General features: G+C 71.2%; 22 protein-coding genes and 1 pseudogene. 15 read left to right on the forward strand and 8 right to left on the reverse strand.

Translation table 11 applies throughout. The features are described 5' to 3' along the window. Nucleotides 1-233: 233 nt before the first annotated feature. The gene (locus ACH4YL_RS25545) at nt 234-800 is read left to right on the forward strand and encodes an adenylosuccinate lyase (RefSeq protein WP_398509793.1); all 567 of its coding nucleotides are present in this window, start codon (nt 234-236) and stop codon (nt 798-800) included. A 147-nt stretch (nt 801-947) separates the two neighbouring features. Here the strand turns inward: ACH4YL_RS25545 and ACH4YL_RS25550 are convergent. From ACH4YL_RS25550 to ACH4YL_RS25560, 3 genes and pseudogenes are all read right to left on the reverse strand, one after another. Beyond that, nucleotides 948-1,415, reverse strand: a pseudogene (locus ACH4YL_RS25550) (GNAT family N-acetyltransferase); the annotation flags it as partial. A 3-nt stretch (nt 1,416-1,418) separates the two neighbouring features. Continuing rightward, nucleotides 1,419-1,832: a RidA family protein gene (locus ACH4YL_RS25555; RefSeq protein ID WP_398509753.1), complete on the reverse strand. Its 414-nt coding sequence runs from the start codon at nt 1,830-1,832 to the stop codon at nt 1,419-1,421. Between the two features lie 109 nt (nt 1,833-1,941). Continuing rightward, nucleotides 1,942-2,982 carry an Rv2578c family radical SAM protein gene (locus ACH4YL_RS25560; protein WP_398509754.1) on the reverse strand — a complete coding sequence of 347 codons (1,041 nt, stop codon included), beginning with the start codon at nt 2,980-2,982 and terminating at the stop codon, nt 1,942-1,944. Nucleotides 2,983-3,304: 322 nt separating this feature from the next. Between ACH4YL_RS25560 and ACH4YL_RS25565 the strand changes: the two genes are divergently transcribed. The 11 genes from ACH4YL_RS25565 (at nt 3,305) to ACH4YL_RS25615 (ending at nt 18,014) form a co-directional block, all read left to right on the forward strand. Beyond that, a complete protein-coding gene (locus ACH4YL_RS25565) occupies nt 3,305-3,748 on the forward strand; it encodes an SRPBCC family protein (protein WP_398509755.1) in 444 nt (147 codons plus the stop codon). A 243-nt stretch (nt 3,749-3,991) separates the two neighbouring features. Continuing rightward, the gene (locus tag ACH4YL_RS25570) at nt 3,992-6,385 is read left to right on the forward strand and encodes an MFS transporter (protein ID WP_398509794.1); all 2,394 of its coding nucleotides are present in this window, start codon (nt 3,992-3,994) and stop codon (nt 6,383-6,385) included. A 122-nt stretch (nt 6,386-6,507) separates the two neighbouring features. Continuing rightward, a complete protein-coding gene (locus ACH4YL_RS25575) occupies nt 6,508-8,907 on the forward strand; it encodes a SpoIIE family protein phosphatase (RefSeq protein ID WP_398509756.1) in 2,400 nt (799 codons plus the stop codon). Between the two features lie 290 nt (nt 8,908-9,197). Next, entirely contained in the window at nt 9,198-9,944 is a 747-nt protein-coding gene (locus ACH4YL_RS25580; protein WP_398509757.1) for a class I SAM-dependent methyltransferase, read from the forward strand. 153 nt (nt 9,945-10,097) lie between these two features. Next, a complete protein-coding gene (locus ACH4YL_RS25585; RefSeq protein WP_398509758.1) occupies nt 10,098-11,255 on the forward strand; it encodes an SAM-dependent methyltransferase in 1,158 nt (385 codons plus the stop codon). 22 nt (nt 11,256-11,277) lie between these two features. Continuing rightward, the gene (locus ACH4YL_RS25590) at nt 11,278-11,898 is read left to right on the forward strand and encodes a papain-like cysteine peptidase (protein ID WP_398509759.1); all 621 of its coding nucleotides are present in this window, start codon (nt 11,278-11,280) and stop codon (nt 11,896-11,898) included. Nucleotides 11,899-11,928: 30 nt separating this feature from the next. After that, complete coding sequence (locus tag ACH4YL_RS25595) at nt 11,929-12,681, forward strand: PIG-L deacetylase family protein (RefSeq protein ID WP_398509760.1); 753 nt, start codon at nt 11,929-11,931, stop codon at nt 12,679-12,681. Between the two features lie 188 nt (nt 12,682-12,869). Next, a complete protein-coding gene (locus tag ACH4YL_RS25600) occupies nt 12,870-13,703 on the forward strand; it encodes a M55 family metallopeptidase (protein WP_398509761.1) in 834 nt (277 codons plus the stop codon). After that, a complete protein-coding gene (locus tag ACH4YL_RS25605; RefSeq protein ID WP_398509762.1) occupies nt 13,696-15,048 on the forward strand; it encodes a M20/M25/M40 family metallo-hydrolase in 1,353 nt (450 codons plus the stop codon). Before ACH4YL_RS25600 ends, ACH4YL_RS25605 begins: the two co-directional genes overlap by 8 nt. Nucleotides 15,049-15,060: 12 nt before the next feature. After that, the gene (locus ACH4YL_RS25610) at nt 15,061-17,085 is read left to right on the forward strand and encodes a S9 family peptidase (protein ID WP_398509763.1); all 2,025 of its coding nucleotides are present in this window, start codon (nt 15,061-15,063) and stop codon (nt 17,083-17,085) included. Next, complete coding sequence (locus ACH4YL_RS25615) at nt 17,082-18,014, forward strand: LD-carboxypeptidase (protein WP_398509764.1); 933 nt, start codon at nt 17,082-17,084, stop codon at nt 18,012-18,014. Before ACH4YL_RS25610 ends, ACH4YL_RS25615 begins: the two co-directional genes overlap by 4 nt. 96 nt (nt 18,015-18,110) lie before the next feature. Here the strand turns inward: ACH4YL_RS25615 and ACH4YL_RS25620 are convergent, their stop codons facing one another. Together ACH4YL_RS25620 and ACH4YL_RS25625 are read right to left on the reverse strand one after the other, a co-directional pair. Then, nucleotides 18,111-19,190 carry an adenosine deaminase gene (locus tag ACH4YL_RS25620; RefSeq protein ID WP_398509765.1) on the reverse strand — a complete coding sequence of 360 codons (1,080 nt, stop codon included), beginning with the start codon at nt 19,188-19,190 and terminating at the stop codon, nt 18,111-18,113. A gap of 42 nt (nt 19,191-19,232) precedes the next feature. Next, complete coding sequence (locus ACH4YL_RS25625) at nt 19,233-19,979, reverse strand: GntR family transcriptional regulator (protein WP_398509766.1); 747 nt, start codon at nt 19,977-19,979, stop codon at nt 19,233-19,235. Between the two features lie 462 nt (nt 19,980-20,441). Between ACH4YL_RS25625 and ACH4YL_RS25630 the strand changes: the two genes are divergently transcribed. The 3 genes from ACH4YL_RS25630 to ACH4YL_RS25640 all read left to right on the forward strand — a co-directional run bounded on the left by ACH4YL_RS25630 (nt 20,442) and on the right by ACH4YL_RS25640 (nt 24,080). Then, nucleotides 20,442-20,996, forward strand: coding sequence for a GNAT family N-acetyltransferase (locus tag ACH4YL_RS25630; protein ID WP_398509767.1), 555 nt, complete (start codon nt 20,442-20,444; stop codon nt 20,994-20,996). Nucleotides 20,997-21,128: 132 nt separating this feature from the next. Continuing rightward, nucleotides 21,129-22,013 carry an arginase family protein gene (locus tag ACH4YL_RS25635; protein ID WP_398509768.1) on the forward strand — a complete coding sequence of 295 codons (885 nt, stop codon included), beginning with the start codon at nt 21,129-21,131 and terminating at the stop codon, nt 22,011-22,013. 93 nt (nt 22,014-22,106) lie between these two features. Then, nucleotides 22,107-24,080, forward strand: coding sequence for a DUF5107 domain-containing protein (locus ACH4YL_RS25640; protein WP_398509769.1), 1,974 nt, complete (start codon nt 22,107-22,109; stop codon nt 24,078-24,080). Nucleotides 24,081-24,117: 37 nt separating this feature from the next. On the opposite strand, the gene ACH4YL_RS25645 is transcribed toward ACH4YL_RS25640, so the two are convergent. The 3 genes from ACH4YL_RS25645 to ACH4YL_RS25655 form a co-directional block, all read right to left on the reverse strand. Further along, on the reverse strand, nt 24,118-24,471 hold the full coding sequence (locus tag ACH4YL_RS25645) for a VOC family protein (RefSeq protein WP_398509770.1): 354 nt from the start codon (nt 24,469-24,471) through the stop codon (nt 24,118-24,120). Nucleotides 24,472-24,546: 75 nt separating this feature from the next. Then, nucleotides 24,547-25,356, reverse strand: a complete 810-nt coding sequence (locus ACH4YL_RS25650) for a methyltransferase domain-containing protein (RefSeq protein ID WP_398509771.1) — start codon at nt 25,354-25,356, stop codon at nt 24,547-24,549. 91 nt (nt 25,357-25,447) lie between these two features. Further along, nucleotides 25,448-26,977 carry a bifunctional phosphatase PAP2/diacylglycerol kinase family protein gene (locus ACH4YL_RS25655; RefSeq protein WP_398509772.1) on the reverse strand — a complete coding sequence of 510 codons (1,530 nt, stop codon included), beginning with the start codon at nt 26,975-26,977 and terminating at the stop codon, nt 25,448-25,450. Nucleotides 26,978-26,980: the final 3 nt, after the last annotated feature.

Below are 26,980 nucleotides of genomic sequence, written 5' to 3' on the forward strand. Positions count from 1 at the left end.
GGGTCGTGGTGCAGGGCTGACGGACTCTGTCCCGGAGTCACGTCGTGTGTGGTGCGGAACTGCACACCACGGTGCTTTGCCTAACCGACTGCACTCGCGGTGGCTGCGTCACCAGGCCACCGGAGCTGTGCGGGGGGTTACCCGCTCACTTGAGATTAACTCGCCAGTAACGAGCGCGCCAGACCTGGGCGGGTGTGATCTGGATCGCCGAGGTCGCCGCTACGCTCGGCGGCATGGACGAGGAGTTACGGTCGCTGGCGCAGCGGCTGCGGCGGGAGTCGGGCGGCTCGGTGGCGTACGAACGGCTGCTGGCCACGGAAGACGGCGAGGAACTCGCGGGCGTCCTCACCGAACTTGAACGGCCGCTGTGGGCAAGGGAAATGGCCGCGTTCCGGCTCGGCTGCGCGGGCGACCGGCGGGCCTTCGAATCGCTGGTCCTGCTGCTCAACCACCGCGACCCAGAGCGCTGTGTCTCCGCGGCCCATGCGCTGGCCAGGCTGGCCGACCCCCGTACGTCCCGCGCGGCGGCCGCGCTCGCCACGAACGAGCTGCGCGTCGCCTACGCACTGGTCCCGGTCCGCCTGCTCACCCGCCTGCGCGCACCGGAGTCCGTCCCGGCGCTGATCACCGTCCTCCGCCGCAGGCTGTCCCCCGGCGACCCGCACTGGCGGGTGGCACTGGCCTGCGTGGAGGGCCTGGGCGCGCTCGGCGACAAACGAGCGGCGGACATACTCAAGACGGCCCGCACTCACCCGCGCCTGACGGCGGCGGCGGAGGCGTCCCTGGCCCGCCTGCGCTGAAGGCCGCGGGAGCGCGGTCACGGCACCGGCGAAGCGTGGGCCTTGCCGCAGTCGCGCGCGGCTCAGTCGGCCGCTGCTGCCGCGTTCCCGGCTAACCGGCGAGATCCCGTGTGCGTACCGGACCTCTGGGACCGCGACCCCGTCCACCTCGTACGGCTCTTCCGCGCCGTCCGGCGCGAAGCCCGCCTTCTCGTAGAAGCGGCGCGCCCGGTCGTTCTCCTTCAGGACCCACAGCCGCATCCGCCGGAAGCCGTCCGCACCCGCGCGGGCGGTCAGCTCGGACATCAGCGCCCTGCCCACACCCGTCCCCACCTGCTCCGGCAGCACGTATATCGCGTACAGCTCGCTCTGGTCCGCGGTCGCGTCCTCGTCCCGGCCCGGACCGAAGCAGCCCCAGCCGACCACCGTCCCGTCCCGCTCGGCGACGACATTGGTCACCGCGCCGCCGCCCTCGGCGAAGAAACCCCGGCGCCGCTCCGCGTCCTCCGCGATGCTCATCCGGTCCAGATGCGGCTGCGGCATCAGCCCGGCGTAGGCGTGCTGCCAGCCCCGCACCCGCACCGCGGCGACCGCCTCGCAGTCCTCGACCGTCATGTCCCTGATGCGGACATCCATCCGTCAGCTCTCCCCGGTCTCGCCGACGAGCGCGAACGCCTCGATCTCCACCAGCAGTTCGGGCCGGAACAGCGCCGCCACCTGGACCGCCGAGCTCGCCGGCAGCCGCTCCGCGTCGAAGACCTCGTCCCGGGCGGCGCGCACCGCCGGCAGGTGCGCGACATCGGTGACGAAGTACGTCAGCTTCACCACGTCCTCGAAACCCGCGCCCGCCGCGGCCAGACAGCGCCTGATGTTCTCGAACACCCGCCGCGCCTGCGCCGCCGGATCGCCCTCGCCCACGACCTTGCCGTCCTCGTCGAACGCGCACTGCCCGGATATGGCGACGAACCGGCCGCTGCCCCATACGACATGGCTGTAGCCGGTGCCGGGAGCGACGCCTTCGGGGGCCCGCACATGAGTGAGTCGCGTAGTCATGTGTGCATCCTTGCGCACACCACTGACAATCCCCGAGCGGATATCGCCGTCCGGTGGGCGGTGCCGGTGGACGGCTCCGAACTTCTCGCGTGGGCGGCTCCGGCGGCGGCTACAGCAGCGTCAGCTGCGTCGGCTCGGACACCGTCTCGGCCGCGTCCGTCTCCCGCACCGCCCTGATCCGCCGCGGCATCCCGCGGTCCGCCGGCCCGATCCCGAACTCCGCCGCCAGTTCGTGCACATGGCGGGTGATCCGGCGCTGGTACCACTTCGGCGCGTACGAGCCCTCCGCGTACAGCCGCTCGTAGCGCGGCACCAGATGCGGATGGTGCTGCGCCAGCCACGCCATGAACCACTCGCGCGCACCGGGCCGCAGATGCAGCACGAGCGGCGTCACCGATGTCGCCCCGGACGCCGCGATCGCCCGTACCGTCGCCCGCAGTTGGTCGGGGTGGTCGCTGAGGAACGGAATCACCGGCGCCATCAGCACTCCGCAGCCGATCCCGTGGTCCGTGAGCGTGCGTACGACGTCCAGGCGGCGCTCGGGCGCGGGTGTGCCCGGCTCGACCGTGCGCCACAGCGTCTGGTCGGTGAAGCCGACCGACACGGAGATGCCGACCTCGGTCACCTCCGCCGCCTGTAGCAGCAGGTCCAGATCGCGCAGGATCAGCGTCCCCTTGGTGAGGATCGAGAACGGATTCGCGTGGTCGCGCAGGGCCGAGATGATGCCCGGCATCAGCCGGTAGCGCCCTTCCGCCCGCTGGTAGCAGTCGACGTTCGTGCCCATCGCGACATGCGCGCCCTGCCACTGCCGGGAGCCGAGCTGGCGGCGGAGCAGATCGGGCGCGTTGATCTTCACCACGATCTGGGAGTCGAAACCGAGACCGGTGTCGAGGTCCAGATAGCTGTGGGTCTTGCGGGCGAAGCAGTACACGCAGGCGTGCGAACACCCGCGGTACGGATTGACGGTCCACTCGAACGGCATCCGCGAGGCGCCCGGCACCCGGTTCAGGATCGACCGGGCGCGGATCTCGTGGAACGTGATGCCGCGGAACTCGGGTGTGTCGAAGGTCCTGGTGGTCACGGCGGACGTACCGAAAAGCGCGGTGTCCCCGGCCGTGGTGGGGTTCTCGACCAGATTGTCCCAGCGCATGGTCGCCTCCTGGTTGGCACTGACCTCAGAATAGAACACGTGTTCCCATGATCACCGCAACCCCTGAGCCCGGGTGGTGCCGGAACCCAGGATTTGGGCCCCCGCACCCAAGGTGATTGGCTAGGCCCTGTCCGGTTGATCAGGCCGGATCAGTGAGCGGGGTCTGGCGCGTGCGATCGCAAGGCGGAGGAAGGAGTCGACGCGGAGCGTCGGCGACTGACGACAACGCGGCGAGCGGGCGTGCCAGGGCACGCGAGCCCGGCAAGATCGACTGGACAGGGCCCTGCCGCACCCCCGAACAACGAGTGCTGGAGGAACGGCGATGGCGCAGGTCGAGGCCACTACGGAACGGATCATCGCGGCGGACGCGGAGAAGGTGTTCGACGCGCTGGCCGACTACACGAACACCCGCGCGAAGGTGCTGCCCGAGCACTTCAGCGAGTACGAGGTCCGTGAGGGCGGCGACGGCGAGGGCACCCTCGTCCACTGGAAGCTCCAGGCGACCAGCAAGCGCATCCGCGACTGCCTCCTCGAGGTGTCCGAGCCGACCGACGGACAGCTCGTCGAGAAGGACCGCAACTCCTCGATGGTCACCACCTGGACCGTGACCCCGGCCGGCGAGGGCAAGTCCCGGGTCGTCGTCTCCACCGTCTGGAACGGCGCGGGCGGCATCGGCGGATTCTTCGAGAAGACCTTCGCCCCCAAGGGACTCGGCCGGATCTACGACGCGGTGCTCGCCAAGCTCGCGGCCGAGGTCGAGAAGTAGCCCACGTCCACCGTCCCGCCTGCTCCAACTCTCACCGTTACGAGTGGTTTTCCCCGCGGCGTCGTGACGCGCCCCGCGCGCCACGGGTCGCGGGAAAGCCCCTGATGAGCGCCTGACGCGCGCCCCGTCAGGGGCAGTTGGGCCCTACGGCGCGCCCCTGCTCCGGATAACGTCCCGCTTGCTCCCCGTTGGCGTGCAATGCGAAGAATGACGCCGCGCAGCCGCGACGAGGGGAGCAGTGACGTGGGCGGGATCACTCTGGTGAAGGACGGGCAGGCCGCTCCGGCCGCGGCCGCACCGCCGCCTCCTGCTGAACCGGCCGAGGTCACCGCGCTCAGCCCGCGCCGCGTACGCCTTGTCTTCTGCGGCCTCATGCTCGCGCTGCTGCTCGCCGCGCTCGAGCAGATGATCGTCGCCACCGCTCTGCCGAAGATCGTCGGAGAACTGCACGGCCTCGACCGGATGCCCTGGGCGATCACCGCCTATCTCCTGACCGCCACCATCGGCCTGCCCGTCTACGGCAAACTCGGCGATCTCTACGGCCGCAAGGGCGTCTTCCAGTTCGCGATCGTCGTCTTCGTCGTCGGTTCCGCGCTGGCCGGCTGGTCACGCAGCATGGACCAGCTCATTGCCTTCCGCGCCATCCAGGGCATCGGCGCCGGCGGCCTCATGATCGGCGTCCAGGCGATCATCGCGGACATCGTCCCGGCCAGGGACCGCGGCCGTTTCATGGGCCTCATCGGCGCGGCGTTCGGCCTCGCGTCGGTCGCCGGACCACTCCTCGGCGGCTTCTTCACCGACCATGCCTCCTGGCGCTGGTGTTTCTACTTCAACGTTCCGTTCGGCCTGGTCACCCTGATCGTGGTGACCGCCGTCCTCAAACTCCCCAAGCCCGCCTCCCGGGGCCGGTTCGACGTGCTCGGCGCTCTCTTCCTCGCCGGGGCCTCCACTTGCCTGGTCCTGCTGACCAGTTGGGGCGGCACGGAGTACGCGTGGGACTCGGACGTCATCCTCGGCCTCGCCGCCGGCGCCGCCGGAACGACCCTGCTCTTCCTGGCCGTCGAGTCCTTCGCGCCCGAACCGATCATTCCGCTGCGGCTGTTCCGCGACTCGGTCTTCACCGTCACCAGCCTCGTCGGGGCCGTCGTCGGCGTCGCGCTCTTCGGCGCGGCGAGCTATCTGCCGACCTTCCTGCAGATGGTCGACGGGGCCAGCGCCACCGAGTCCGGGCTGCTGATGCTGCCGATGATGGGCGGCATCGTCGTCGCCTCCGTCGTCTCCGGCCAGCTGATCAGCCGCACCGGGCGCTACAAGATCTATCCCCTGCTCGGCAGCGCGATCTCCGTGGCCGGCATGTGGCTGCTGTCGCGTCTGGAGACCGACACACCGAGGCTCGAGTACAGCATCTGGCAGGCCGTTCTCGGCGTCGGTATCGGACTGGTCATGCCGGTGCTGATCCTCGCCGTGCAGAACTCCGTGCCGCCCGCCGACCTCGGCACCGCCACCAGCGCCAACAACTACTTCCGGCAGATCGGCGGCAGCGTCGGCGCGGCCGTCTTCGGCACCCTCTTCGCCAACCGGCTCACCGACGCACTCGCCGACCGCCTGCCGGACGGCACGGGCCTCCCGGACGGGACATCTGCCGAGGCCTCGTCCATCACTCCGCAACTCGTCCACGCCATGCCGCCCGCCGTACGCGACGGCTATGTCCAGGCGTACGCGGACGCGATGCCGCGGATCTTCCTCTACCTGGTGCCGGTGCTCGTCGTCGGCCTGCTCATCGCCTTCTTTCTCAAGGAGAAACCGCTGGTGTCCCACAACGCATCCGCCGAGGGGACCGCTACGGTGCCCCAGGCCCGCAGCGCGCCCACGTACATCTCGGGTCTGCCGGTCTGCGGCACGGTCCAGCACCACGACGGCAGCACCGTGCCGCGCGCCGCCCTCACCCTCATCGACGTGACGGGACACCAGATCGGACGCGGCGCGAGCGGCGAGGACGGGCGCTATGCGCTGAGCGTGCCAGGACCGGGTTCGTACGTCATGATCGCGGCGGCCGGCGGACACCAGCCGCAGGCCGTCACCGTCGTGGTCGGCGAGCGGACCGTGGAGCTCGACGTCGTACTCGGCGGTGCCGGCCGGCTCGCCGGCAGTGTCGTCACCGCGGACGGCACGCCCGTGCGCGATGCCGCGGTCACGCTCACCGACGTACGCGGCGACGTGGTCGCCACCACGCGCAGCGGCCGCGAGGGCGGCTATGTGATCACGGAACTGGTCGCGGGGGAGTACACGCTCGCCGCGAGCTCCCCCGCGTTCCGGCCGGCCGCGCTTCCGGTGAGCGTGCAGGCGGCCCGCGAGACGCGGCAGGACATCGAACTGGCCGGCGGGGCGGTGCTGAAGGGCACCGTGCGGGCCGGCGGCGGCCGACCGGTCCAGGAGGCGCGCGTGACACTGCTGGACGCCGCCGGGAATGTGGTGGACACGCTCACCACGGGCCCCGACGGCACCTTCCGGTTTGTCGATCTGTCGTCCGGCGAGTACACGGTGATCGCGGCGGGCTATCCGCCGGTGGCCACAGTCCTGCAGGTGGCGGGCGGGGGGCGCACGGAACGCGATCTCCAACTGGGGCACGAGGACTGACCGATGGTCAGTTTCGCGCGGGCGCACGACCTATTCGGCCGTTGCCCGGCGCCCCGTGTCCGCGCCGCCGTACGGTGGTGGCAAGGCCGCAGAGAGTAGCGGCGGGGAAGGAGCCTCCACCCATGGACAGTGGTGTTCCGCCGACACCGCCACAGCAGTACGCAGTGGCCGGCCGGATTCCGCTTGCCGTGGTCGTCGTGGACGGTGACGGACTGGTCTCGCACTGGTCAACCGGCGCCCGGCGGCTGTTCGGCCCGGCCAAGGAGGAGGCGGTGGGACAGCCCGCCGCCGAGTTACTCCCGGTCTCCGGAGCGCTCGCCGACGAGTACGAGTACGAGTCGTACGACGGCTGCGGCGGCCTCGGCCCCGGCCTCGACGCCTCGCTGAACGGGCTCACCTCCTACCCCGCGGCGGGACGCGCCCGCCTCTCCGACCCCGGGCGCGACCGGATCGACGTGCTGTGGTGGGCGTATCCGATGGTCGGACCCGGCGAGGAGCGGCTGCTCGTACTGGCCGCGGACGCCGACCAGTTCACCGGCGAGGACGAGAGCGTCGAGCGCATAGCGCCGGGGTTCGCGCTGCACACCGAATTCCCGGGCTCCGACGAACTGGCGCGCAGGCTCCCGGAGATCCTGCCGAGCATGAGCGTCCAGGAGTCGACGCGGATCGTCTCGCAGGTCCTCGATCTCGGCTATCCCGTGCTGGAGTTCAGCCATCACGACCGGGTGCCCGTCACGCCGGACTGGGGTGTGCCGAGGCGGGCGGAGCGCATCGCACGGCAGCGCAGGGCCGAGAAGGCCGTAGCCGCCGGGCAGCTGGTGGACGCCGCCGACCTGGAGCAGGACCTCGAGTACGCGGCGGTGCGCGAACGGCTCGAGTTCCTCAACGAGGTGAGCGGCCGCATCGGTTCCTCGCTCGACCTCTCCCGTACGATCCAGGAAGTCAGCGCCGCCGTCGTGCCGCGCTTCACCGATGTCGCGGGCACCTATCTGCGCGAGCAGGTCATCGCCGGTGAAGGCTTCCCGGACGGTCCGCCGGACGCCACCACGCTGTGGCACCGGGTCGCGGTCGAGCATGTCGACGAGCCGGGCCGCTGGGACGATGTGGTGCCGGTCGGCGAGTCGATGCCGTTCCCGGAACACACGCCGTTCTTCCAGTGCATGACCACCGGGGACCCGGTGCTGGTGCCGCGGATCAGCGAGCAGATGGGCACGGCCATCGCCTCGCAGTTCGAGAAGCGCGACATCCGGCCACTGATCAACGGCCGTTCGATGCTGGTCGTGCCGCTGAAGGCACGCAATGTGGTCCTCGGCTTCATGGTTCTGCTGCGCCACCCGCGGCGGGCCGTGTTCAACGACATGGACCGGGTCACCGGCGCCGAACTGGCAGCCCGCGCCGGGCTCGTCCTCGACAACGCCCGGATGTACACCTACCAGGAGAACGTCGCCGAGACGCTCCAGGACTCGATGCTGCCGCAGGTCACTCCCCGGATGCCGGGCTGCGACACCGCCACCCGCTATCTGCCGGGCACGCTGCTCGGCCGGGTCGGCGGCGACTGGTTCGACACCGTGAAGCTGCCGGGTTCGCGTACCGCGCTGGTGGTCGGCGACGTGATGGGCCACGGCCTGAACTCGGCCGCGATGATGGGCCAGTTGCGTACCGCCGTGCAGACCATGGCCGCTCTCGATCTGCCGCCCGAGCAACTGCTGCGGAATCTCGACGATCTCGCTCAGCGCCTCGGCGAGCACTACCTCGCGACCTGCCTGTACGCGGTCTACGACCCGATCCGCGGCGAACTGCAGATGGCGAACGCGGGACATGTGCCGCCGGTGATCGTCCGCGCGGCAGAGGGGCGCAGCGAGCTGCTGGAACTGCCGACCGGAGCACCGATCGGCGTCGGAGGCGTGCCGTTCGAGAGCGTCCGCGTGCCCGTCGGGCCCGGCGACCGGCTGGTGATGTGCACCGACGGACTGGTGGAGGTGCGCGGCGAGGACATAGGAGTCGGCCTGGCGACGCTCTGCGAGTCCGCCGCGCACCCCGCGGCCTCCATGGACGACGCCTGCGACACCATCATCCGCGCGCTCAACACCAGAGGCGGGCGCAAGGACGACGTGGCCCTGCTGATGGCGCGGCTCAACGGCATCGCCGACGAGTCGGTTGCCGTCTGGGAGCTGTCGCTGGAGCCGCTGGAGGCGGCCCGCGCGCGCCGGCTGGTCCGTGAGCAGCTGACCTCCTGGGGGCTCGGCGATCTGAGGGAGACGGCGGAGCTGCTGGTCAGCGAAGTGGTCACCAATGCCGTACGGCATGCGAGCGGCCGACGCGGTCAGCTGCGGCTGGTCCGGGCGGAGTCGCTGCTGTGCGAGGTGGCCGACGAGGACCACACGCTGCCGACGCTGCTGGATTCCCGTCCGTCCGACGAAGTGGGCCGAGGGCTGCGGGTGGTGAGCCGTCTGGCGCGGGAGTGGGGCACGAGCCGCACGACCGACGGCAAGACGGTCTGGTTCGAGCTTGCGCTGCCCTAGGGTCTGTCGGCTGGATCTTGCCGGGCTCGCGTGCCCTGGCACCGCGCCTCGCCGCGTTGTCGTCGGTCGGCATGGCTCCGCCATGCCTCCCTCCTCCGCCTTGCGATCCACGACACCAGACCCCGCTCACTGACCCGGCCTGATCCAGACGACAGGCCCTGGCGCCGTGTTGTGTGAGAGCCCGGTCCCCGGGTCGAACGCCGCGTGAAGGAATGCATCAGGTCCTTGTCGCCGCAACCCGGGAGCGATAGACCGATCTTGACGTCGTGTCACACCCTGGGGAGCTGGTCATGAGCGTGACGAGTCAGTACAAGGACGCCTGGGAAGGATTCTGGCGAGAGGCGTCCGGCGAACAGGGAGCGGTCTTCTGGGACGCCGAGCCTGCGCTCACCGCGGGACTGCATCTGGCGCTCTACGAACCGCATGTGGACAGCCCCACGCTCCCGCTTCTGGACCTCGGCTGCGGCAACGGCACGCAGACCCGCTTCCTCGCCGACCGCTTCCCGAAGGCGGTCGGGGTCGATCTGGCGGCCGCGGCGATCGAGCTCGCCAGGGGCCAGGAGAAGTCCGCGGGCGGCGCGATCCCGTCGGGCGAGCTGGACTTCCTCGAGCTCGACGCGGTCGACGGCCAGTCGGTCGCGGAGCTGCACACCGAACTGGGCGACTGCAACGTCTATATGCGCGGCGTGCTCCACCAGTTGGAACCGCAGGACCGGCAGCCGCTGGCCGACGCGATTGCCGTACTGCTCGGCGAGCGCGGGCGCGGCTTCGTGGTGGAGCTCGCGGAGGCGGCCGGTGGAAAGCTGATGCGGCTGGCGCAGTCGCCGTCGGGGCCGCCGCCGAAGCTTCAGCCGGTGCTTCGGCACGGCATCGTGCCGGGCGCGGTGGCCGACGCGGAGGTCGTCGACTTCCTCAGTACGGCAGGGTTGTCGGTCCTGGCGAGCGGCGATCTGCCGTTGACGACGACGGAGTACGAGGCGGACGGCTCGCGTATCGAGCTGCCGTCGAAGTGGCTGGTCGTCGGCCGGAACGGCTGAGTCGGTCCGAAGTCGCCTGGCTGTCAGTGGAATTGACGTAGCGTCAGGCCAGCTCGGACCCCCACCCATCGATGGAAAATTGGTCTGGACCACGCGGGCCGGGAGCGGTTAGGGTGCGTGATGCCCGGCCAACTCTGCTGATGGGACCCGTCCGTGATCGACATAGTGGTGGTGCTCAGGGCCGAGGACGCGGTTCTCGACTTCCTCTCCGTGCTCGACGCAGCCCAGGGCCAGGAAGTCCATGTGCTGTGCGGCGACGCCGTGAAGCAGATCGCTCTGCCGGCGGAGAGCGATCTCACCGAGCGGCTCGCCTTACTCGCCGGGTACGTGAGGCCCGTCGACGAGGCGGCCGCCTCGCCCGGACCCAAAGCCCTCGCCGCCCTGATCGAGCGGTCCGCCGCCGGCCGGCCCGCGCGCCTGTGGACGCACTCGCCCGCCGACAACCGCCGCAGCAGAGGCCAGCTCGGCAGGGACGCAGCGGCCGCCGGACACGGACTTCCCGTGCAACACGCCGTCGGCTACTCGCCCTTCCTCCAGTTCAGCAGCGACCTCGACCGACCGCTCGACCGCGCCCGGATCCGCGCGAAACTCGACTTCGTCAACCGGCACTGCGGCCATCTGCTGCGCACCGAATCACCGCAGCACCGGATCGAAACCGCGCGAGTCCCGGCGACCGAACGCTTCTTCACCGCCGACGCCGACGAACGCGAGCGGCTGTTCGCGCTGCTGGCGAGCCTCGACGACGCCGCGGCATCGGTCGACGACCCCTGGGAGTTCGCCACCTCCGCGTACGAGCAGGAACGGCTGGACGCCACCACCGCCTGGATCTCCGGCATGTGTGCGCCCGACGACGGCCCGCTGATCGAGGTCGGCGCCTGTGAAGGCGCGCTCACGGACAGGCTCGCGGGCAAGGGCTTCACCGTCGACGCCACCGAGCCCAATCCGCTCTTCCACCGCCGGCTGGCCGAACACGTCGGCCCCGGCGTCCGCGTACACCAGAACGATCTCGAAGCGCTGGCCGCCGAACCGCGGCTGCCCGGCGCCGCGTACCTGCTGATCGAGATGCTCTACTACGGCCAGGACCTCGATCTGCTGGACGGTCTGCCGACCGATCTCGTCTTCATCGCCCTGGAGCCGGAAGCGCTCGCCGCACGGCTGCGTCCCTGGCTGGAGACCTCGGCGGTCTGGGACCGGACCGCCGAGACACAACTGGTCTTCCCGGCCCTCGAGTCCGTCTGCGGCGGCCGCGCCTTCCTCAGCAAACGCGGAAGCGTCGGCGTTCTGCTGCGCCGCCGTACCGCCTCCCGCTGACGCCGTCCCGCCGGAGAACGCTGTGTACGACGTCTGTGTCGGCCTCGGATACCACTGCGAATCGACCTACCAGATCCGCCGGATCACCGGCAGCGACCGGGCCCACTTCTTCGACTGGCTCGATCTCGAATTCGAGTCCGTACTCGAGACGATCGCCGCCGACTTCGGCAACGTCCTGCGTCCCGGGCTGACCGAACCGTTCAGCGACGGGGCCTGCGCGCTGGACCGGGGCTCCGACATCCGCTTCTTCCATGAATTCCACTCCTTCGACGGCGGTCCGCTGACCGCCGAAGACATCCGCCGGCAGCTCCCGGCGGTGCGAGCGAAGTTCGACCATCTCGCCTCCCGCTGGCGCGCGTTGACCGCGTCCACCGAGCGGGTGCTCTATGTCCACCACGACGCCTTCGACGAACTGAGCGCCGCTGATCTGAAGCGGCTGCGCGGACTGCTCACCGCTCTCTACCCGGCCCACCGGTGCGCGTTGCTGTGGCTGCGCCGTACACCGCCGGCGGATGCCGACTCCCTCCCGCCCGGCATCGCCTGGGGCACTGTCGCCGGGGTACCCGGCCGCTGGGAAGGCGACGACGAAGCATGGGACACCGCCTTCGCCTCGCTGGACCCGCGCTCGCTCTGGCCCGACTGACCGTTCCACCCACTGATTTCCGAGGAATTCATGTCTGTCTCCGCACCTCACTCCTGGCGCACCGTCGTGCTTTCGCCGCACTTCGACGACGCGGCCCTCTCGCTCGGCGGGCTGCTGCTCGCACTGCCGGGCCCGGTCGCCGTCGTCACCGTCTACGGCGGCGCACCGGCCGCCGATGCCCCGACGTCCTGGTGGGACAGCTCCTGTGGCTTCTCCTCGCCGGCCGAGGCGCACCGCAGCCGCCGCGCCGAGGACGCCGCGGCCTGCGCACGCCTCGGCGCCGAGCAGGTCGTACTCGACCACCCGGACGGCCCGTACGCCGACAGCGGTGAACTCACCGGCCTGGACCGCCTCCTGAAGAGCCTCGACCCCAGCACGCGCGTGCTCGTTCCGCTCGGCACCAACCAGCCGGACCACGCGACCGTACGGCTGCGCGCCACGCGGGTCCTCGCCGACCTGGGCGCGCCGCTGCCGTGGGTGTACGCCGATCTGCCGTACACCGGCCATCTGCCGGAATGGGGCACCGACCGGGCGAGCGCGGCCCTCGCCGGGAGTGAGAAGTGGGGCCTCGCGTACCAGGAGCTGCTGCGCGACCACCGGGCCACGGTCCGGCACGATCTGCGCCTCACGGACGAGCAGTGGGCGGCCAAACGCGAGGCGGTTCTCTGTCACGCCTCACAGCACGCGATGCTCGCCGCGGACCACGGCAGCTTTCTCGCGCGCACCGGGCCGCTGCGGGCCGAACTGATCTGGTCCCTGGAACCCGCCGAGGGCCACTGCTGAGCTTCGTTCACCCGGCGTACGCGTGGTCGGCCGGCCTTCGCCGGCCTCGCCGGCCCGTGCGGACCGGTATCCGCGGCTTCTCGTGACCGCGCGACAGTACGAGGGCGAAACATGCTCGCCGGCGCGACCCTCCGGCAGTTATCCACAGGGCTGGTGGGGCCGCGTGGCGACGCGTACGGTTTCGATCCATGAAGATCCTCATCAGCGCCGACATGGAAGGCGCCACCGGCGTGACCTGGCCGGCCGACGTGCTGCCCGGCACGCCCCAGTGGGAGCGCTGCCGGACCATGTTCACCTCGGATGTGAACGCGGCAGCGCTCGGCTTCTTCGACGGCGGCGCCGATGAGGTGCTCATCAATGAGGCGCACTGGAGCATGCGCAATCTGCTGCTGGAGCGGATGGACGAGCGCGTGCAGATGCTCACCGGCAAGCACAAGTCGCTGTCCATGGTCGAAGGCGTGCAGCACGGCGACGTGGACGGCATCGCCTTCGTCGGGTACCACACGGGAGCGGGTACGGAAGGAGTGCTCGCGCACACCTACCTTGCCAACTCGATCACCGGGGTCTGGCTGAACGGCGCCCGCGCGAGCGAGGGCCTGCTGAACGCGCAGGTGGTCGCGGAGTACGGTGTGCCGGTGGTCCTGGTTACCGGCGACGATCTGACCTGCGTGGACGCCGACGGCTATGCGCCACAGGCCCGCAAGGTCGCGGTCAAGGACCATGTCTCGCGGTATGCCGCGGTGTGCCGCACCCCGGCTCGTACCGCGTCCGACATCCGCGCCGCGGCGAAGGAAGCGACGGCGCTGGCCCTGCGGAGCGAACCGGTCCGAGGCGGGCCGTTCACCGTGGAGCTGGAGTTCGACGCGGAGCATCTCGCGGCCGCCGCCACCGTCGTGCCCGGGGTCGCGGGCAGCGGTGAGCGGCGGGTCGCATACACCAGCGCGACCATGTATGAGGGCATTCGCACCTTCAAAGCGGTCACGACGATCGTCTCGGCGGCAGTGGAGGAGCAGTATGGCTGACGTGACAACGCCCATCGACGGCACAACGCCCATCGACGACCGGGCGCTCGACGAGGTGGTGACCTTCACCTCCGAGCTCATCCGGATCGACACCACCAACAGGGGCGGCGGCGACTGCCAGGAGCGGCCCGCCGCCGAGTACGCGGCGGAGAGGCTGGCCGCGGCAGGTCTCGAGCCCGTCCTGCTGGAGCGCACACCCGGGCGCACCAATGTCGTCGCCCGTCTCGAAGGCACCGACCCGTCGGCCGACGCGCTCCTGGTCCACGGCCATCTGGACGTGGTGCCCGCCGAGCCCGACGACTGGACCGTCCACCCCTTCTCCGGCGAGGTCCGTGACGGGGTCGTCTGGGGGCGTGGCGCCGTCGACATGAAGAACATGGACGCGATGATCCTGGCGGTCGTCCGGGCCTGGGCCCGCGCCGGCGTCCGGCCCCGGCGCGACATCGTGATTGCCTACACGGCCGACGAGGAGGCCAGCGCCGCCGACGGCTCGGGGTTCCTCGCCGACCGGCACCCGGACCTGTTCGACGGCTGCACCGAGGGCATCAGCGAGTCCGGCGCCTTCACCTTCCATGCCGGTCACGGCATGACGCTCTATCCCATCGCCGCCGGAGAACGGGGCACGGCCTGGCTCAAGCTCACCGCGCACGGCCGCGCCGGCCACGGCTCCAAGGTCAACCGCGCGAACGCGGTGAGCCGGCTCGCCGGGGCCATCGCCAGGATCGGCGAGCACGAGTGGCCGGTGCGGCTCACCACCACCGTCCGGGCCGCACTGGCCGAGCTGGCCGCGCTGCACGGCATCGATGCCGATGTGGACGCCGCCGACTTCGACGCGGACGCACTGATGTCCAAGCTCGGCACGGCCGCCGCTCTCGTCGAGCCGACCGTGCGCAACAGCGCCAACCCGACCATGCTGGACGCCGGCTACAAGATCAATGTGATCCCGGGGCACGCCACTGCCTTTGTCGACGGCCGGATGCTGCCCGGCGGGGAGGCCGAGTTCCACGACACCATGGACCGGCTGACCGGTCCGGACGTGGAGTGGGAGTTCCACCACCGGGAAGTACCGCTGGAGGCGCCCGTCGACTCGCCGACCTTCGCCAAACTGCGCGCCGCCGTCGAGCGCTTCGACCCGGCCGGGCATGTCGTGCCGTACTGCATGCCGGGTGGCACCGACGCCAAGCAGTTCTCCCGGCTCGGCATCACGGGATACGGCTTCTCGCCGCTGAAGCTGCCGCCCGGCTTCGACTACGCGGCGATGTTCCACGGCGTCGACGAGCGCGTCCCGGTCGAGGCCCTGCACTTCGGCGTGCATGTCCTCGACCACTATCTGCGGTCCGCATAGGGGGAGTCGGTCATGGTACCCACGGGAGCGTTCGGCACCTGGCCGTCGCCGATCGACGCGGCGCTCGCCGCCTCGCACGACGGCCGGCCCGAGTTCCTCGGCATGGTCGGCGAGGAGGTGTGGTGGACCGCGCCACGCCCCACCGAAGGCGGCAGACGGGCCCTGGTCCGCCGGCGCGCCGACGGCGACGAGCAGTCGGTGCTCCCCGCGCCGTGGAACGTCCGCAGCAGAGTCATGGAGTACGGCGGACATCCGTGGGCCGGGGCCGACCGGCCCGACGGCGGCCCGCTCGTCGTCTTCGTCAACTTCGCCGACCAGCGGCTGTACGCCTGCGAACCGGACGCGCCGGAGACCGGGCCACGCCCGCTCACACCCCTCTCGCAGGTCGGCGGCGGACTGCGCTGGGCCGACCCGCAGCTCCACCTGGAGCGCGGCGAAGTCTGGTGTGTGCTGGAGGAGTTCACCGGCGAGGCGCCCACGGACGTGCGCCGGGTGATCACCGCCGTTCCGCTGGACGGCTCGGCGGCGGAGGACCGCGGTGCGGTGCGGGAGCTCTCCGACGACCGGCACCGCTTTGTCACCGGTCCACGGCTCTCGCCGGACGGACGGCACGCCGCCTGGATCGCCTGGGACCACCCACAGATGCCGTGGGACGGCACGGTGGTGATGCTCGGCGAGGTCACCGAGGACGGTCCGTTCACCGCAGTGCGGCCCGTCGTCGGCGACACGGACGAGTCGGTCTGCCAGGCCGACTGGGCACACGACGGCTCGCTGCTCTTCGTCTCCGACCTGAGCAACTGGTGGGACCTGCAACGGATCCGCCTGGAGGGACTCGCACCCGGCAGGGAAGGACTCGCACCCGGCGTCGTGCCGAGCACCAGCCTCTGTCCGGGCCGCGGCGAGGAGTTCGGCGGACCGCTGTGGCAGCTCGGCCTCCGCTGGTTCCACCCGCTGGAGAACGGGCTGATCGCCGTGATCCACGGCAAGGGCGCCACGTCACTCGGCATCCTCGACCCGGACACCGGCGAACTCGTCGACACGGCGGGACCCTGGACCGAGTGGGCGCCGACGATCGCCGTGCACGGCGACCGGGTGATCGGCGTCGCGGCCAGCCCGCGCAGCGCCTACGAGATCGTGGAACTGGACACCCGCACCGGACGGGCCAGGGTCATCGGCTCGGCACACGACGACCCGGTGGCCCCGGTGTACTACCCGGAGCCGCAGATCCGCACCTTCACCGGGCCGGACAACCGCGAGATCCACGCCCATATCTATCCGCCGCACAGCCCCGACCGGATCGCGCCCGACGACGAACTGCCGCCTTTCGTGGTGTGGGCACACGGCGGACCGACCAGCCGCGCGCCACTCGTCCTCGATCTGGAGATCGCCTACTTCACCTCGCGCGGCATCGGCGTCGCCGTCGTCAACTACGGCGGGTCCACCGGCTACGGCCGCGAGTACCGCGACCGGCTGCGCGAACAGTGGGGCGTCGTCGACGTCGAGGACTGTGCGGCGGTCGCCGAGTCACTGGCCGCCGAAGGCACCGCGGACCCGGCCCGGCTGGCCGTCCGCGGCGGCAGCGCCGGCGGCTGGACCACCGCCGCGTCACTCACCACCACCGATGTCTACGCCTGCGGCACCATCATCTATCCCGTCCTGGACCTGGTGAGCTGGGCGACGGACGAGACGCACGACTTCGAGTCCCAGTACCTGGAGTCGCTGATCGGACCGCTCGCCGAAGTCCCGGGCCGCTACCGCGAACGCTCGCCGCTGCAGCACGTCGACCGGATCACCTCGCCGTTCCTGCTGCTTCAGGGCCTCGACGACGTGATCTGCCCGCCCGTGCAGGCCGAACGGTTCCTGGCGCAGATGGCGGGACGCGGCATCCCGCACGCGTACATCGCCTTCGAAGGCGAGGGCCACGGTTTCCGCAGAGCGGACACCATGGTCCGCGCACTCGAGTCCGAACTCTCCCTGTACGCACAGACCTTCGGCATCACCCGCCCCGACATCCCGCTGCTGGAGCTCAAGAAGTGACGCCCACGCACCTGACCCGGCCCGCACGACTGCGGCAGGGGGCCAAGGTCGCCGTCGTGGCACCCAGCGGCCCCGTACCCGACGACCGCATCGACAAGGGTCTGGCCATCCTGCGCGGCTGGGACCTGGACCCCGTCGTGCTGCCCCATGTCCGCGACCAGCACCCGGAGTTCTGGTATCTCTCCGCCTCCGACGACGTACGGGCCAGGGAACTGACCGAGGCCTGGTGCGACCCGTCGGTCTCCGCCGTCATCTGCGCGCGCGGCGGCTACGGCGCACAGCGCATGGTCGATCTGCTCGACTGGACGGCGATACGGGCGGCGGGCCCCAAGGTGTTCGTCGGCTACAGCGACCTCACCGCGCTCCACGAGGCATTCGCGACCAGGATGGGCCTGGCCACCCTGCACGGGCCGATGGTCGGCACGGAGACCTTCCTCAAGGACGGCCGCACCCAGGAGTCGCTGCGCGCCACGCTGCTGGAGCCCGAGTCGGTTCGCACCCTCGGCCTGGAGACGGCCCGCACTCTGGTCCCCGGCAAGGCCCGGGGCATCACGCTCGGCGGGTGTGTCAGCCTCCTCGCCGCCGACATCGGCACCCCGCACGCCAGGCGGTCCGCCCGCGGCGGTCTGCTGCTGATCGAGGATGTGGAGGAGGAGGACTACCGCCTCGACCGGATCCTCACCCAACTGCTGCGCTCCGGCTGGCTGGAGGGCGTCGCGGGCATCGCCCTCGGCTCCTGGGCGCAGTGCGGTCCGTACGACCGGATCCGCGCGGTGCTGCTGGACCGGCTCGGCGGGCTGGGCGTGCCGGTCGTCGAGGAACTGGGCTTCGGGCACGGCGAGCCGGCGCTGACGATGCCGCTGGGAGTGGCCGCAGTGCTGGACGCGGACGCGGGGACACTGACGCTGGACGAGCCTGCGCTGATCTGACGGGGGACGGGGGAGCAATGCGGTTGCCGACTGACGACAATGCGGCGAGGCGCGGCGCCAGGGCACGCGAGCCCGGCAAGATCCAGACGACAGGCCCTAGGCGCCGCGGGCTTCGCGCAGTGCCGCGTACCCCGGCCGGATCACCTCGTCGATCAGCCGCCGGCGCTCCGGCAGCGGCAGGAACGCCGACTCGACCGCGGCGACCGTGAACTGCTCGAAGACCTCGGGCCCGTAGCCGAAGGCGTCCGCCATGTGCTGGAACTCCTGGCTCATGGTGGTGCCGGAGACCAGGCGGTTGTCGGTGTTGAGGGTGACGCGGAAGCCGAGGCGGCGCAGCAGGTCGATGGGGTGCGTGGCATAGTCCTTCGCCGCGCCCGTCTGGAGGTTGGAGGTCGGGCACACCTCCAGCGCGATGCCGTTGTCGCGTACGTAGGCAGCGAGATGGCCCAGATCCGCGGTGCCGTCGTCGTGCACGGTGATGTCGTCGGTGATGCGCACTCCGTGTCCGATCCGTTCGGCGCCGCAGATCTGCACCGCCTCGTGGATCGACTCCGCGCCGACGGCCTCGCCCGCGTGGATCGTGAAGTGGCAGTTGTGCCGCTTCAGATGCTGGAAAGCGGGCAGGTGACGGGCCGGTGGGTTGCCGATCTCGCCGCCCGCGATGTCGAAGCCGGCCACTCCGCGGTCGCGGTGGGCGACCGTCAACTCGGCTATCTCCAGGGAGCGTTCGGTGTGCCGCATGCCGGTGAGCAGCGCGCGGACCGTGATCCGGCCGCCGGTGCGGCGCTCGCCCTCGCGGAAACCGGCGTTGACCGCGTCGACGACCTCGTCGAGGGTCAGACCCTGCTCCAGATGCTGCTCGGGCGCGTACCGCACCTCGGCGTAGACGACCCCGTCCGCCGCCAGGTCCTCGGCGCACTCCGCCGCGATGCGCTCCAGCGCCTCACGGGTCTGCATCACCGCGCAGGTGTGCGCGAAGGTCTCCAGGTAGCGCTCCAGCGATCCGGAGTCGGCGGCGTCACGGAACCAGGTCGCGAGCGCCGCCGGGTCCTCGGAGGGCAGCTCGCGGTAGCCGCACTCGCGGGCCAGCTCGATGATCGTGGCAGGACGCAGACCACCGTCGAGGTGGTCGTGAAGGACGGCCTTGGGCGCGCGGAGGATGTCAGACAAGTGCATCCCGGGAGTGTACGGCAAGGAAACGGCGGGCGGCCCGGAGCGTCAGTTGGACTGGAGCACCGGAAGCGCCGGCGCACCCGTCGGCAGCATGTGCTTGGCCGCCAGGACCGGGATGTCGCCGACCCGGATCACCTGGGTGATCAGCACGGCGGAGGTGTCCGCGGGGCGGCCCAGCTGGTCGCCGCGCCGCTGGCCGAGCAGCGTGGCGCTCACCCCGCTGTGGGCGGTCAGCGCCACCCCGCGGGAGGCCGCGGTCAGCACCGCGAGCATCGAGGTGGCCGGGGCCGGGGCGGCCCGCAGCGCGTCGGCGAAGGCCGGATGCGCCTCGTTCAGCGTTTCCTCGGCGGCCGCCCACTCCTGGCTGAGCGCCGCGGCGGCGCTCTCCCCGGCCAGCAGTGACTCCCAGAACCGCAGCTCCGCCCTGGCGGGGGCGAGCAGATGCTGGGTGGTGAAGTCGGTGGGCTCCTCCACCGCGCGCAGCAGCGGCCGCACCCGGAGCGGGGAGCCGGCGGACAGCAGCTCCTCCAGCGGCTGGATGTGCTCGTAACCGCGCTGCGGCGGGCGGTCGTTGACGGTCCGGCCGACTCCGCGCCGTACCGAGAGGAGCCCGTCCTCCTGGAGCAGCAGCAGGGCCTCGCGCAGGGCGGGCCGGCTGACGCCCAGCTCGGTCGCGAGCCTCGGCTCGGAGGGGAGCGTGGAGCCCGGCGGATAGGTGCCGTCGTGGATGGCGTCGGCGATCCGCTCGTACAGCACGACGACCGGTCGGCGCTGCTGCCGGCTGACTGCCACGGACTCTCCTTGGTTCGGTTGTCTGTCCACCTGCCAGCAAGTTAGGCGAGTGCGCCCGTCCGGGCAACGGCCGACGGATCTCGGGTGAGCTGCGATGTCGCTTCACGCGGACGCAAGCATCCGGCTGCGCTTGACGTTCCACGCTTGTAGATCCCAATCTGTCTGGGCATAAGTTGTCTGACAAGGCACGCCAGGCAGGGGTCTTGCGCTGCTCAGACATCCGAGGCAAAGGGGCCGACATGTCAGGGCGACCGTTCCGACCGCGCCGCCAAGCGTGCGGCACGTCTCACCCGTACGGCCCGTCCCACCGGTCCCATGGGACCAGGATCTGCCCATCCTGGTCCCATGAGCCCCAAGGCAGCGTCAGCCCCTCGGCGTCAGCCAGAGGCAAGGCCGGGGTGCCTCCCGGCGCCTGCTTCCTCTACCGGCGTGCCATGTAGAGAGCCCGGTTAGGCTGGCGCGATGCCCGAAACGCCCACCCCCGAGACCTGGCTCGCCGCGGGTCCCCGCGTCGCGATACGCCCCTACGCGTACGAGGACAGCGAGGAGTTCACCGAGCAGGCGCGCCACAGCATCGAGCACCACCGGCCTTGGCTCTTCCCGCCCACCACGGCCGAGGCCTACGCCGAGTACGCGACCAGGCTCATCGAGGACCCGGCCCGGGCCGGATTCCTGGTCTGCGAGCGCGAGTCCGGCCGGATCGACGGGTTCGTCAACATCAACAACATCGTCGCGGGCGGCTTCCGCTGCGGTGCGATCGGATACGGCGCGTTCGCTCACGCCGTCGGCCGCGGTCGGATGGGGGAGGGCCTCGGCCTCGTCGTGCGGCACGCCTTCGGGGCGATGGGCCTGCACCGGCTGGAAGCCAACATCCAGCCGCTCAACGCGGCTTCGATCGGGCTCGTGCGCGGCGCGGGTTTCCGGCTCGAGGGCTACTCGCCCGACTTCCTCTACATCAACGGGGCCTGGCGCGACCACGAACGCTGGGCGATCACCAGCGAGATGCTCGGCCGCTGAACGCCCGCCGCCCGCCGCCCGCCGCCCGCCGGCGGCGGCTGACCGCTCCCGAATTGGTTCCGCTCCCGGGCACCTTGGCGACGTCTCGCCGATGCATTGAACGTCCGGAGCACGGGAGTGAGGATGGATGGCATGCACAACATCGTGGTCGTCGACGCTCCCTCCAACCTGGGCCTGCGGCCCCCGGCTCCCGGGGCCGTGCCCGGCTGCTACAAGCTCGCGGGCGCGCTGCGCGAGCAGCGGATCGTGCAGCGCCTCGGCGGGGTCGTGGTGCCTCCGCGTTACGACCGCGGCGACTGGCAGGAGGGCGACGGCGTCTTCAACGCCGCGGCCATCGCCTCGTACACACCCCGCCTCGCCGACCGGATCGAGCACCATGTGCGGGCCGGCGACTTTCCGCTGGTCCTCGGCGGCGACTGCTCGATCCAGCTCGGCGCGGCGCTCGCGCTGCGCCGCATGGGCCGGTACGGACTGGCGGCCGTCGACGCGTCCGCCGACTTCCGCCACCCGGGCAACTCCGACCGGGTCGGCGCGGCCGCCGGTGAGGAGCTGGCGCTCGCGACCGGGCGGGGCCAGCGGGATCTCACCGACCTGGAGGGCCTGGAGCCCTATCTGCGCGACGAGGATGTGCGGCTGCTCGGCATGCGGGACTGCTTCCACGAGGACCGCGCCGAGCTCGCGGAGTTGAAGATCCCCACCATGACGGTGGCGGAGCTGCGCGAATGGGGTGTGGCGGAGCTCGCGGCGGCCGTGGTGCAGACCCTGGAGGTGTCGGCGCTCGACGGTTTCTGGGTGCATCTGGACGCGGACGTGCTGGATCCGAGTGTGATGCCGGCCGTCGACAGCCCCGATCCGGACGGGTTGCTGCCACCCGAACTGACCGTGCTGCTCAAGGGTTTGGTGCGGTCCCCGCGGTGCGTGGGGATGAATGTGACGGTGTACGACCCCGATCTCGACCCTGAGGGCACGGCGGGCGCGCTGCTCGCGGACCTCATAGTCGCCGCGTTCGCCTCCTGACCGCGTTCACGTTCTGACCGCATTCGTCTCCTGACCACGTTCACGTCCTCACCAGGCACTGCCCCAACCCTCATCGAGCGAAGCGAGGTTGCCTTGGCCACCACTGTGCGCCGTGCCGTACTGACCCTCCCCGGGGCCCCGGTCGGACCGCCGAACCCACTGCCCGCGCTGCGGCCGCTGGACGAGATGCACTCCGTCGACGAGCGCGCCAAGAAGGATCTGCCCCGCGACATGGCACGGCAGATCGGGTACGAGCCGCTGCGCACGCTGCTGCCGGTTCGGGTGCTCGACGGGTACGGACGCGAGCGCACCGAGACCGCCCTCGACGCGATCGTGATCGAGAACGAACGGCTGCGCGCCACCGTCCTGCCCGGTCTCGGCGGCCGGATCCACTCGCTGCACCACAAGCCGACCGGCCGTGAACTGCTCTACCGCAACCCCGTGTTCCAGCCCGCCGACTTCGCGCTCAACGGCGCCTGGTTCTCCGGCGGCATCGAGTGGAACATCGGCGCGACCGGCCACACCACGCTGTCCTGCGCACCCATGCACGCCGCCGTGGTCCAGGGCCCCGACGGCACCGACATGGTCCGGCTCTGGGAGTGGGAGCGGCTGCGCGACCTGCCCTTCCAGGTCGATCTGTGGCTGCCCGTGGACTCCGACTTCCTGCACGTCGGCGTACGGATCCGCAATCCGCACGAGCGGCCCGCGCCGGTCTACTGGTGGTCCAACATCGCCGTCGAGGAACACCCGACAACGCGCGTGCTCGCTCCGGCGGACGAGGCCTGGCACTTCGGATACGAGCGCAGCCTGCGCCGCGTGCCCGTGCCGGAGTTCGACGACGCGGACCGTACGTACCCGCTGCGCAGCGAGTACCCCGCCGACTACTTCTACGAAGTGCAGGCCGAGTCCCGTAAGTGGATCGCCTCACTGGACGCGGAAGGACGGGGCCTCGTTCAGACCTCGACCGATGTGCTGCGTGGCCGCAAGCTCTTCCTGTGGGGCTCGGGGCGCGGCGGCAGGCGCTGGCAGCAGTGGCTGACCGAGCCGGACACGGTCGGGTACGCAGAGATCCAGGCGGGCCTCGCGCGCACGCAGCTGGAGCACATCCGCCTGGACGGCGGCGAGGAGTTCAGCTGGCTGGAGTCGTACGGACCGCTGTCCGCAGACGCCGCCGCGGTGCACGGCGACGACTGGGCCGCGGCCCGCGGTGAGGTCGAGGCACGGCTCGCCGACGCGCTCCCGCGAGATGCCGTGGACGCCGCGTACGAGGCATGGCGGCGCTGCGCCGACACCGAACCGACGCAGCCGCTCGCCACCGGATCCGGATGGGGCGCGCTGGAGGTGCTGCGTGCCGGACACAAACTGCCCGGCACGCCCTTCGACGAATCGACGCTCGGCGAAGAGCAGGCACCCTGGCGCGAACTGCTGACGACCGGCGTCCTCCCCGAGCCCCGCAAGGTCAACCCGCCAGGTCCTTCGCTCGTCGCACCGCACTGGCGCGACATGCTGGAGACCGCCCCCGCCGAACCGCTCACCGAATACCACCTCGGCGTCGCGCAGTGGCACGCGGGAGACCTCGCGCAGGCCGTCCGCAGCTGGGAACGCGGCCTTGAACTGGCCCCGTCGCGCTGGCCGTTGCTGCGCTGCCTCGCCGTCGCGGACTGCGAAGGCGGCAATGCGGCACGGGCCGCCGAAAGGTATCTGGAGGCCTTCGACGACCTGTGCGAGGAACGCCGCGACGACGGCGAGACCTGGACGGCGGCCACGGCGGCCCTCGGCCGCGAGACCATCGAGACCCTGCTCACGGCACGCCGCACGACCGACGCCCGCGCGGTCTGGACCCGCCTCCGCCCGGCGATCCAGCAGCGCGGCCGCTTCCGCCTGATCGAGGCCCGGCTCCTGCTCGCCGAAGGCCGCACGGAGGAGGCCCGCGCCATATTCGACGCGGGATTCGAAGTGGCGGACCTGCGGGAAGGGGCGGAGATCCTCGGCGAGGTGTGGTCCAGGCTCACCGACGAGCCGCTGCCGGACGCGTACGACTACCGGATGCGTCCGCCGAGGGGCTGAGGGGCTGACGTTGGCGACTGCAGGGCGGCCGCCTGCCTCAGGCAGCCGCCCTGCGGTCGACGTACTCGAAGACCGCGCCGTCCGGGTGGACCGCGATCAGGTTGCGGCCGACCGGGGTCGGGATCGGGCCCGCGACGATCCTCGCACCGACTTCGGAGAGCGTGGCGTACGCCTCGTCCACATCCTTCACCGCGATCGTCGCCGTCACCTTGCGCAGCACTTCCAGCTCCGACTCCGGTCCGCTCATCAACAGGAAGCAGCCGACTGCCGCGACCGAGACTCCGCCGCGCTCGAAGCGCAGTGCTGTGGTGCCGGTGAGCCGTTCGTAGAAGGCCGCCGCGGGCTCCAGGTCGTCGACGCAGATACGGAGCGTGGTTCCGAGGATCTCCATACGAAAGAGCCTAGTTGGCGGCGGCCGGAGGCAACATCCGTTGCCTCATTTGTGAGCAGGATCCGAGAGACAGCCCTAGGCCCGGCAGAGGATCTCGCCGTGCGGGACCATGAACCAGGCGTCCGGCCGCTCGCCCCATTCCCGCCAGCCGGCGGCGAGTGCGGACAGCTGCTGCGCCGTGGTGTGGCCGCCTTCGACGGCGATCTTCGCGTACCCGGACGCGGTCGTACGGTCCGCCCACAGGCCGCTCCACCAGGCGCGCTCCTGCCCTGTGGCGAAGCACCAGGCGGCGGCGGACGCGGTGATGTCGGTGAAGCCCGCGGCTCGGGCCCAGGACAGCAGACGGCGTCCGGCGTCGGGTTCGCCGCCGTTCGCTCGGGCGACCGTCGAGTACAGGCGCTGCCACTCGTCGAGGGCCGGGATGTCGGGGAACCAGGTGAATGCGCCGTAGTCGCTGTCGCGGGCCGCCACGGTACCGCCGGGCCGGCACACGCGGCGCATCTCGCTCAGCGCCTGAACCGGGTCGCCGACATGCTGCAGCACCTGGTGTGCGTGCACGACGTCGAAGGAGTCGTCGGCGAAGTCCAGCGCGTGGACGTCCGCCACGGCGAAGTCGGCGTTGGCCAGGCCCCGTTCGGCGGCGAAGGCGCGTGCCTGCTCCAGGATGTCCGGTGCTCTGTCCACACCGGTGACATGACCGCCGGGGACGAGCGCGGCCAGATCGGCGGTGATGGTGCCGGGGCCGCAGCCGATGTCCAGGACCCGCATGCCGGGCCTGAGTTCGCCGATGAGGTACGCCGCGGAATTGGCGGCAGTGCGCCAGGTGTGTGAGCGCAGCACCGACTCGTGGTGACCGTGCGTGTAGACGGCGGTCTCCTGCGGCATGGCGGGCCTCCTTCTCGAAACTCCCGAGTCCTGAGACCACCGTAAGCCGCCGTGCCGTATTTTGAGACCGCCGTCTTGAAATGTGGACGAGCTAGAGCAGTGTCTGAGGGCGGTAGACGGTGAGCGCCTCCACGGCCTTGTCGATCACCAACCTCCGCGGCGCTGCGGTCACTTCGCCGTCGTACGCCAGCGGGGTGCCCGGCGCGAGTCCGCCGATCCGGACCCTGCGCAGCTGTTGTGCCGCGTGCACCGGGGAACGGCTCAGCGGGCCCGCCAGCGCCGCGGCGAGCAGCCGCAGCCCGGGCAGTCTGCCCGCGTGGACCACGCGCACATCCAGCAGGCCGTCCGCCAGATCGATGCGGTGGGCGGGCGGGCCCATCCGCTGGTAGATGCTGTTGCCGGCGAACAGCATCCACATCGGCCGGCGGCGGCCCTCGACCTCGGCCTCCAGCGGATGTTCGCCGCGCAGGACGCGGGCCGCGGCCAGTACGCCGGCGGGCCAGTCGCCGATCCGCGGCGACCAGGCCTCGCGGATGCGGACCAGCTCCGGATAGACGCCCAGGCTCAGGGTGTTGAGGAAGTAGCCCGTCTCGGCCCGGAGAACGTCCCCGCCGTCCGTCCGGCCGATGACCGGTCCTGGTGTGAAGCGCCCGAGGTCGACTCTTATGGCCTCGCCGCGCGCCAACGCCCGGCAGGTGTCGTGGACCGACTCGACGCCGAGGTCGTAGGCGAAGTGATTGAGCGTGCCGCCCGGGAACACGGCGAGCGGCACTCCGTGCTCGGCGGCGACCGTCGCCGCCCCGTTGATCGTCCCGTCGCCGCCCAGCACGCCGAGCGCCCGGCCGCGGCCCGCCGCCTTCTCCAGCTCCGCCGCCAGTTCGCCGGGCGGGCACTCCACGATCTCCGCCAGCGGCAGCGCATCGCGCACCAGCGTCGCGGCCGAACCCGACGATCCCGCTTCCTGGTTGACCACGACCACCAGTCCGTCGCCGCCGGGCAGCGCCGGTGCGTCCGCCTGCGGCCGGCCGGGTGGCGGCAGCTGAGACTTCGTCGGCACCACGCCGCGTACCGCGAACGCCGCCCCCACGCCGAGCGCCGCGCCCGCCAGTACATCGCTCGGATAGTGCACACCGGTGTAGACCCGGGAGAGCCCGACCGCCGCGGCCACCGGCGCGACCGCCGCTCCCCAGGTCTTCGACTCCAGTGCGACACCGGTCGCGAACGCCGCGGCCGACGCCGCATGCCCGGACGGAAAGGACGTGGTGAACGGCTGCCGCTTCAGCCGCCGTATCACAGGGATCGCGTCGAGCACCGGACGTGCCCTGCGCACCGAGTGCTTGCCCACCGTGTTGATGACGGCCGAGGCGACCGCGAGCGACGCGACGCCGCGTACGGCGGCCCGGCGAGCGCGGGGGTCGCGCCCCAGCGCGGCGATCCCGGCGGCCGCGCCGAACCAGAGCAGACCGTGGTTGGCGCTGCGGCTCAGCCGTGGCAGCACCGGCTCGGCGCCGGGCCACTCGCGGGTGGCGACGGCGTGCAGGAGCCGCCGGTCCCAGCGGCTGAGCAGCGCCGGGATCCGGCCGCGGAGCCGCGGGATTCCTTGTGCTTGCGGATCGGACATGGA

The sequence above is a fragment of the Streptomyces sp. NPDC020681 genome, assembly GCF_044334895.1.
Taxonomy (GTDB): Bacteria; Actinomycetota; Actinomycetes; order Streptomycetales; family Streptomycetaceae; genus Streptomyces.

Coding starts and splice junctions, on each gene's coding strand:
- ACH4YL_RS25545 (WP_398509793.1), top strand. CDS start 234: ATGGACGAGGAGTTACGGTCGCTGGCGCAGCGGCTGCGGCGGGAGTCG.
- ACH4YL_RS25555 (WP_398509753.1), bottom strand. CDS start 1,832: ATGACTACGCGACTCACTCATGTGCGGGCCCCCGAAGGCGTCGCTCCC.
- ACH4YL_RS25560 (WP_398509754.1), bottom strand. CDS start 2,982: ATGCGCTGGGACAATCTGGTCGAGAACCCCACCACGGCCGGGGACACC.
- ACH4YL_RS25565 (WP_398509755.1), top strand. CDS start 3,305: ATGGCGCAGGTCGAGGCCACTACGGAACGGATCATCGCGGCGGACGCG.
- ACH4YL_RS25575 (WP_398509756.1), top strand. CDS start 6,508: ATGGACAGTGGTGTTCCGCCGACACCGCCACAGCAGTACGCAGTGGCC.
- ACH4YL_RS25580 (WP_398509757.1), top strand. CDS start 9,198: ATGAGCGTGACGAGTCAGTACAAGGACGCCTGGGAAGGATTCTGGCGA.
- ACH4YL_RS25595 (WP_398509760.1), top strand. CDS start 11,929: ATGTCTGTCTCCGCACCTCACTCCTGGCGCACCGTCGTGCTTTCGCCG.
- ACH4YL_RS25600 (WP_398509761.1), top strand. CDS start 12,870: ATGAAGATCCTCATCAGCGCCGACATGGAAGGCGCCACCGGCGTGACC.
- ACH4YL_RS25605 (WP_398509762.1), top strand. CDS start 13,696: ATGGCTGACGTGACAACGCCCATCGACGGCACAACGCCCATCGACGAC.
- ACH4YL_RS25610 (WP_398509763.1), top strand. CDS start 15,061: ATGGTACCCACGGGAGCGTTCGGCACCTGGCCGTCGCCGATCGACGCG.
- ACH4YL_RS25620 (WP_398509765.1), bottom strand. CDS start 19,190: ATGCACTTGTCTGACATCCTCCGCGCGCCCAAGGCCGTCCTTCACGAC.
- ACH4YL_RS25630 (WP_398509767.1), top strand. CDS start 20,442: ATGCCCGAAACGCCCACCCCCGAGACCTGGCTCGCCGCGGGTCCCCGC.
- ACH4YL_RS25635 (WP_398509768.1), top strand. CDS start 21,129: ATGCACAACATCGTGGTCGTCGACGCTCCCTCCAACCTGGGCCTGCGG.
- ACH4YL_RS25645 (WP_398509770.1), bottom strand. CDS start 24,471: ATGGAGATCCTCGGAACCACGCTCCGTATCTGCGTCGACGACCTGGAG.
- ACH4YL_RS25650 (WP_398509771.1), bottom strand. CDS start 25,356: ATGCCGCAGGAGACCGCCGTCTACACGCACGGTCACCACGAGTCGGTG.
- ACH4YL_RS25655 (WP_398509772.1), bottom strand. CDS start 26,977: ATGTCCGATCCGCAAGCACAAGGAATCCCGCGGCTCCGCGGCCGGATC.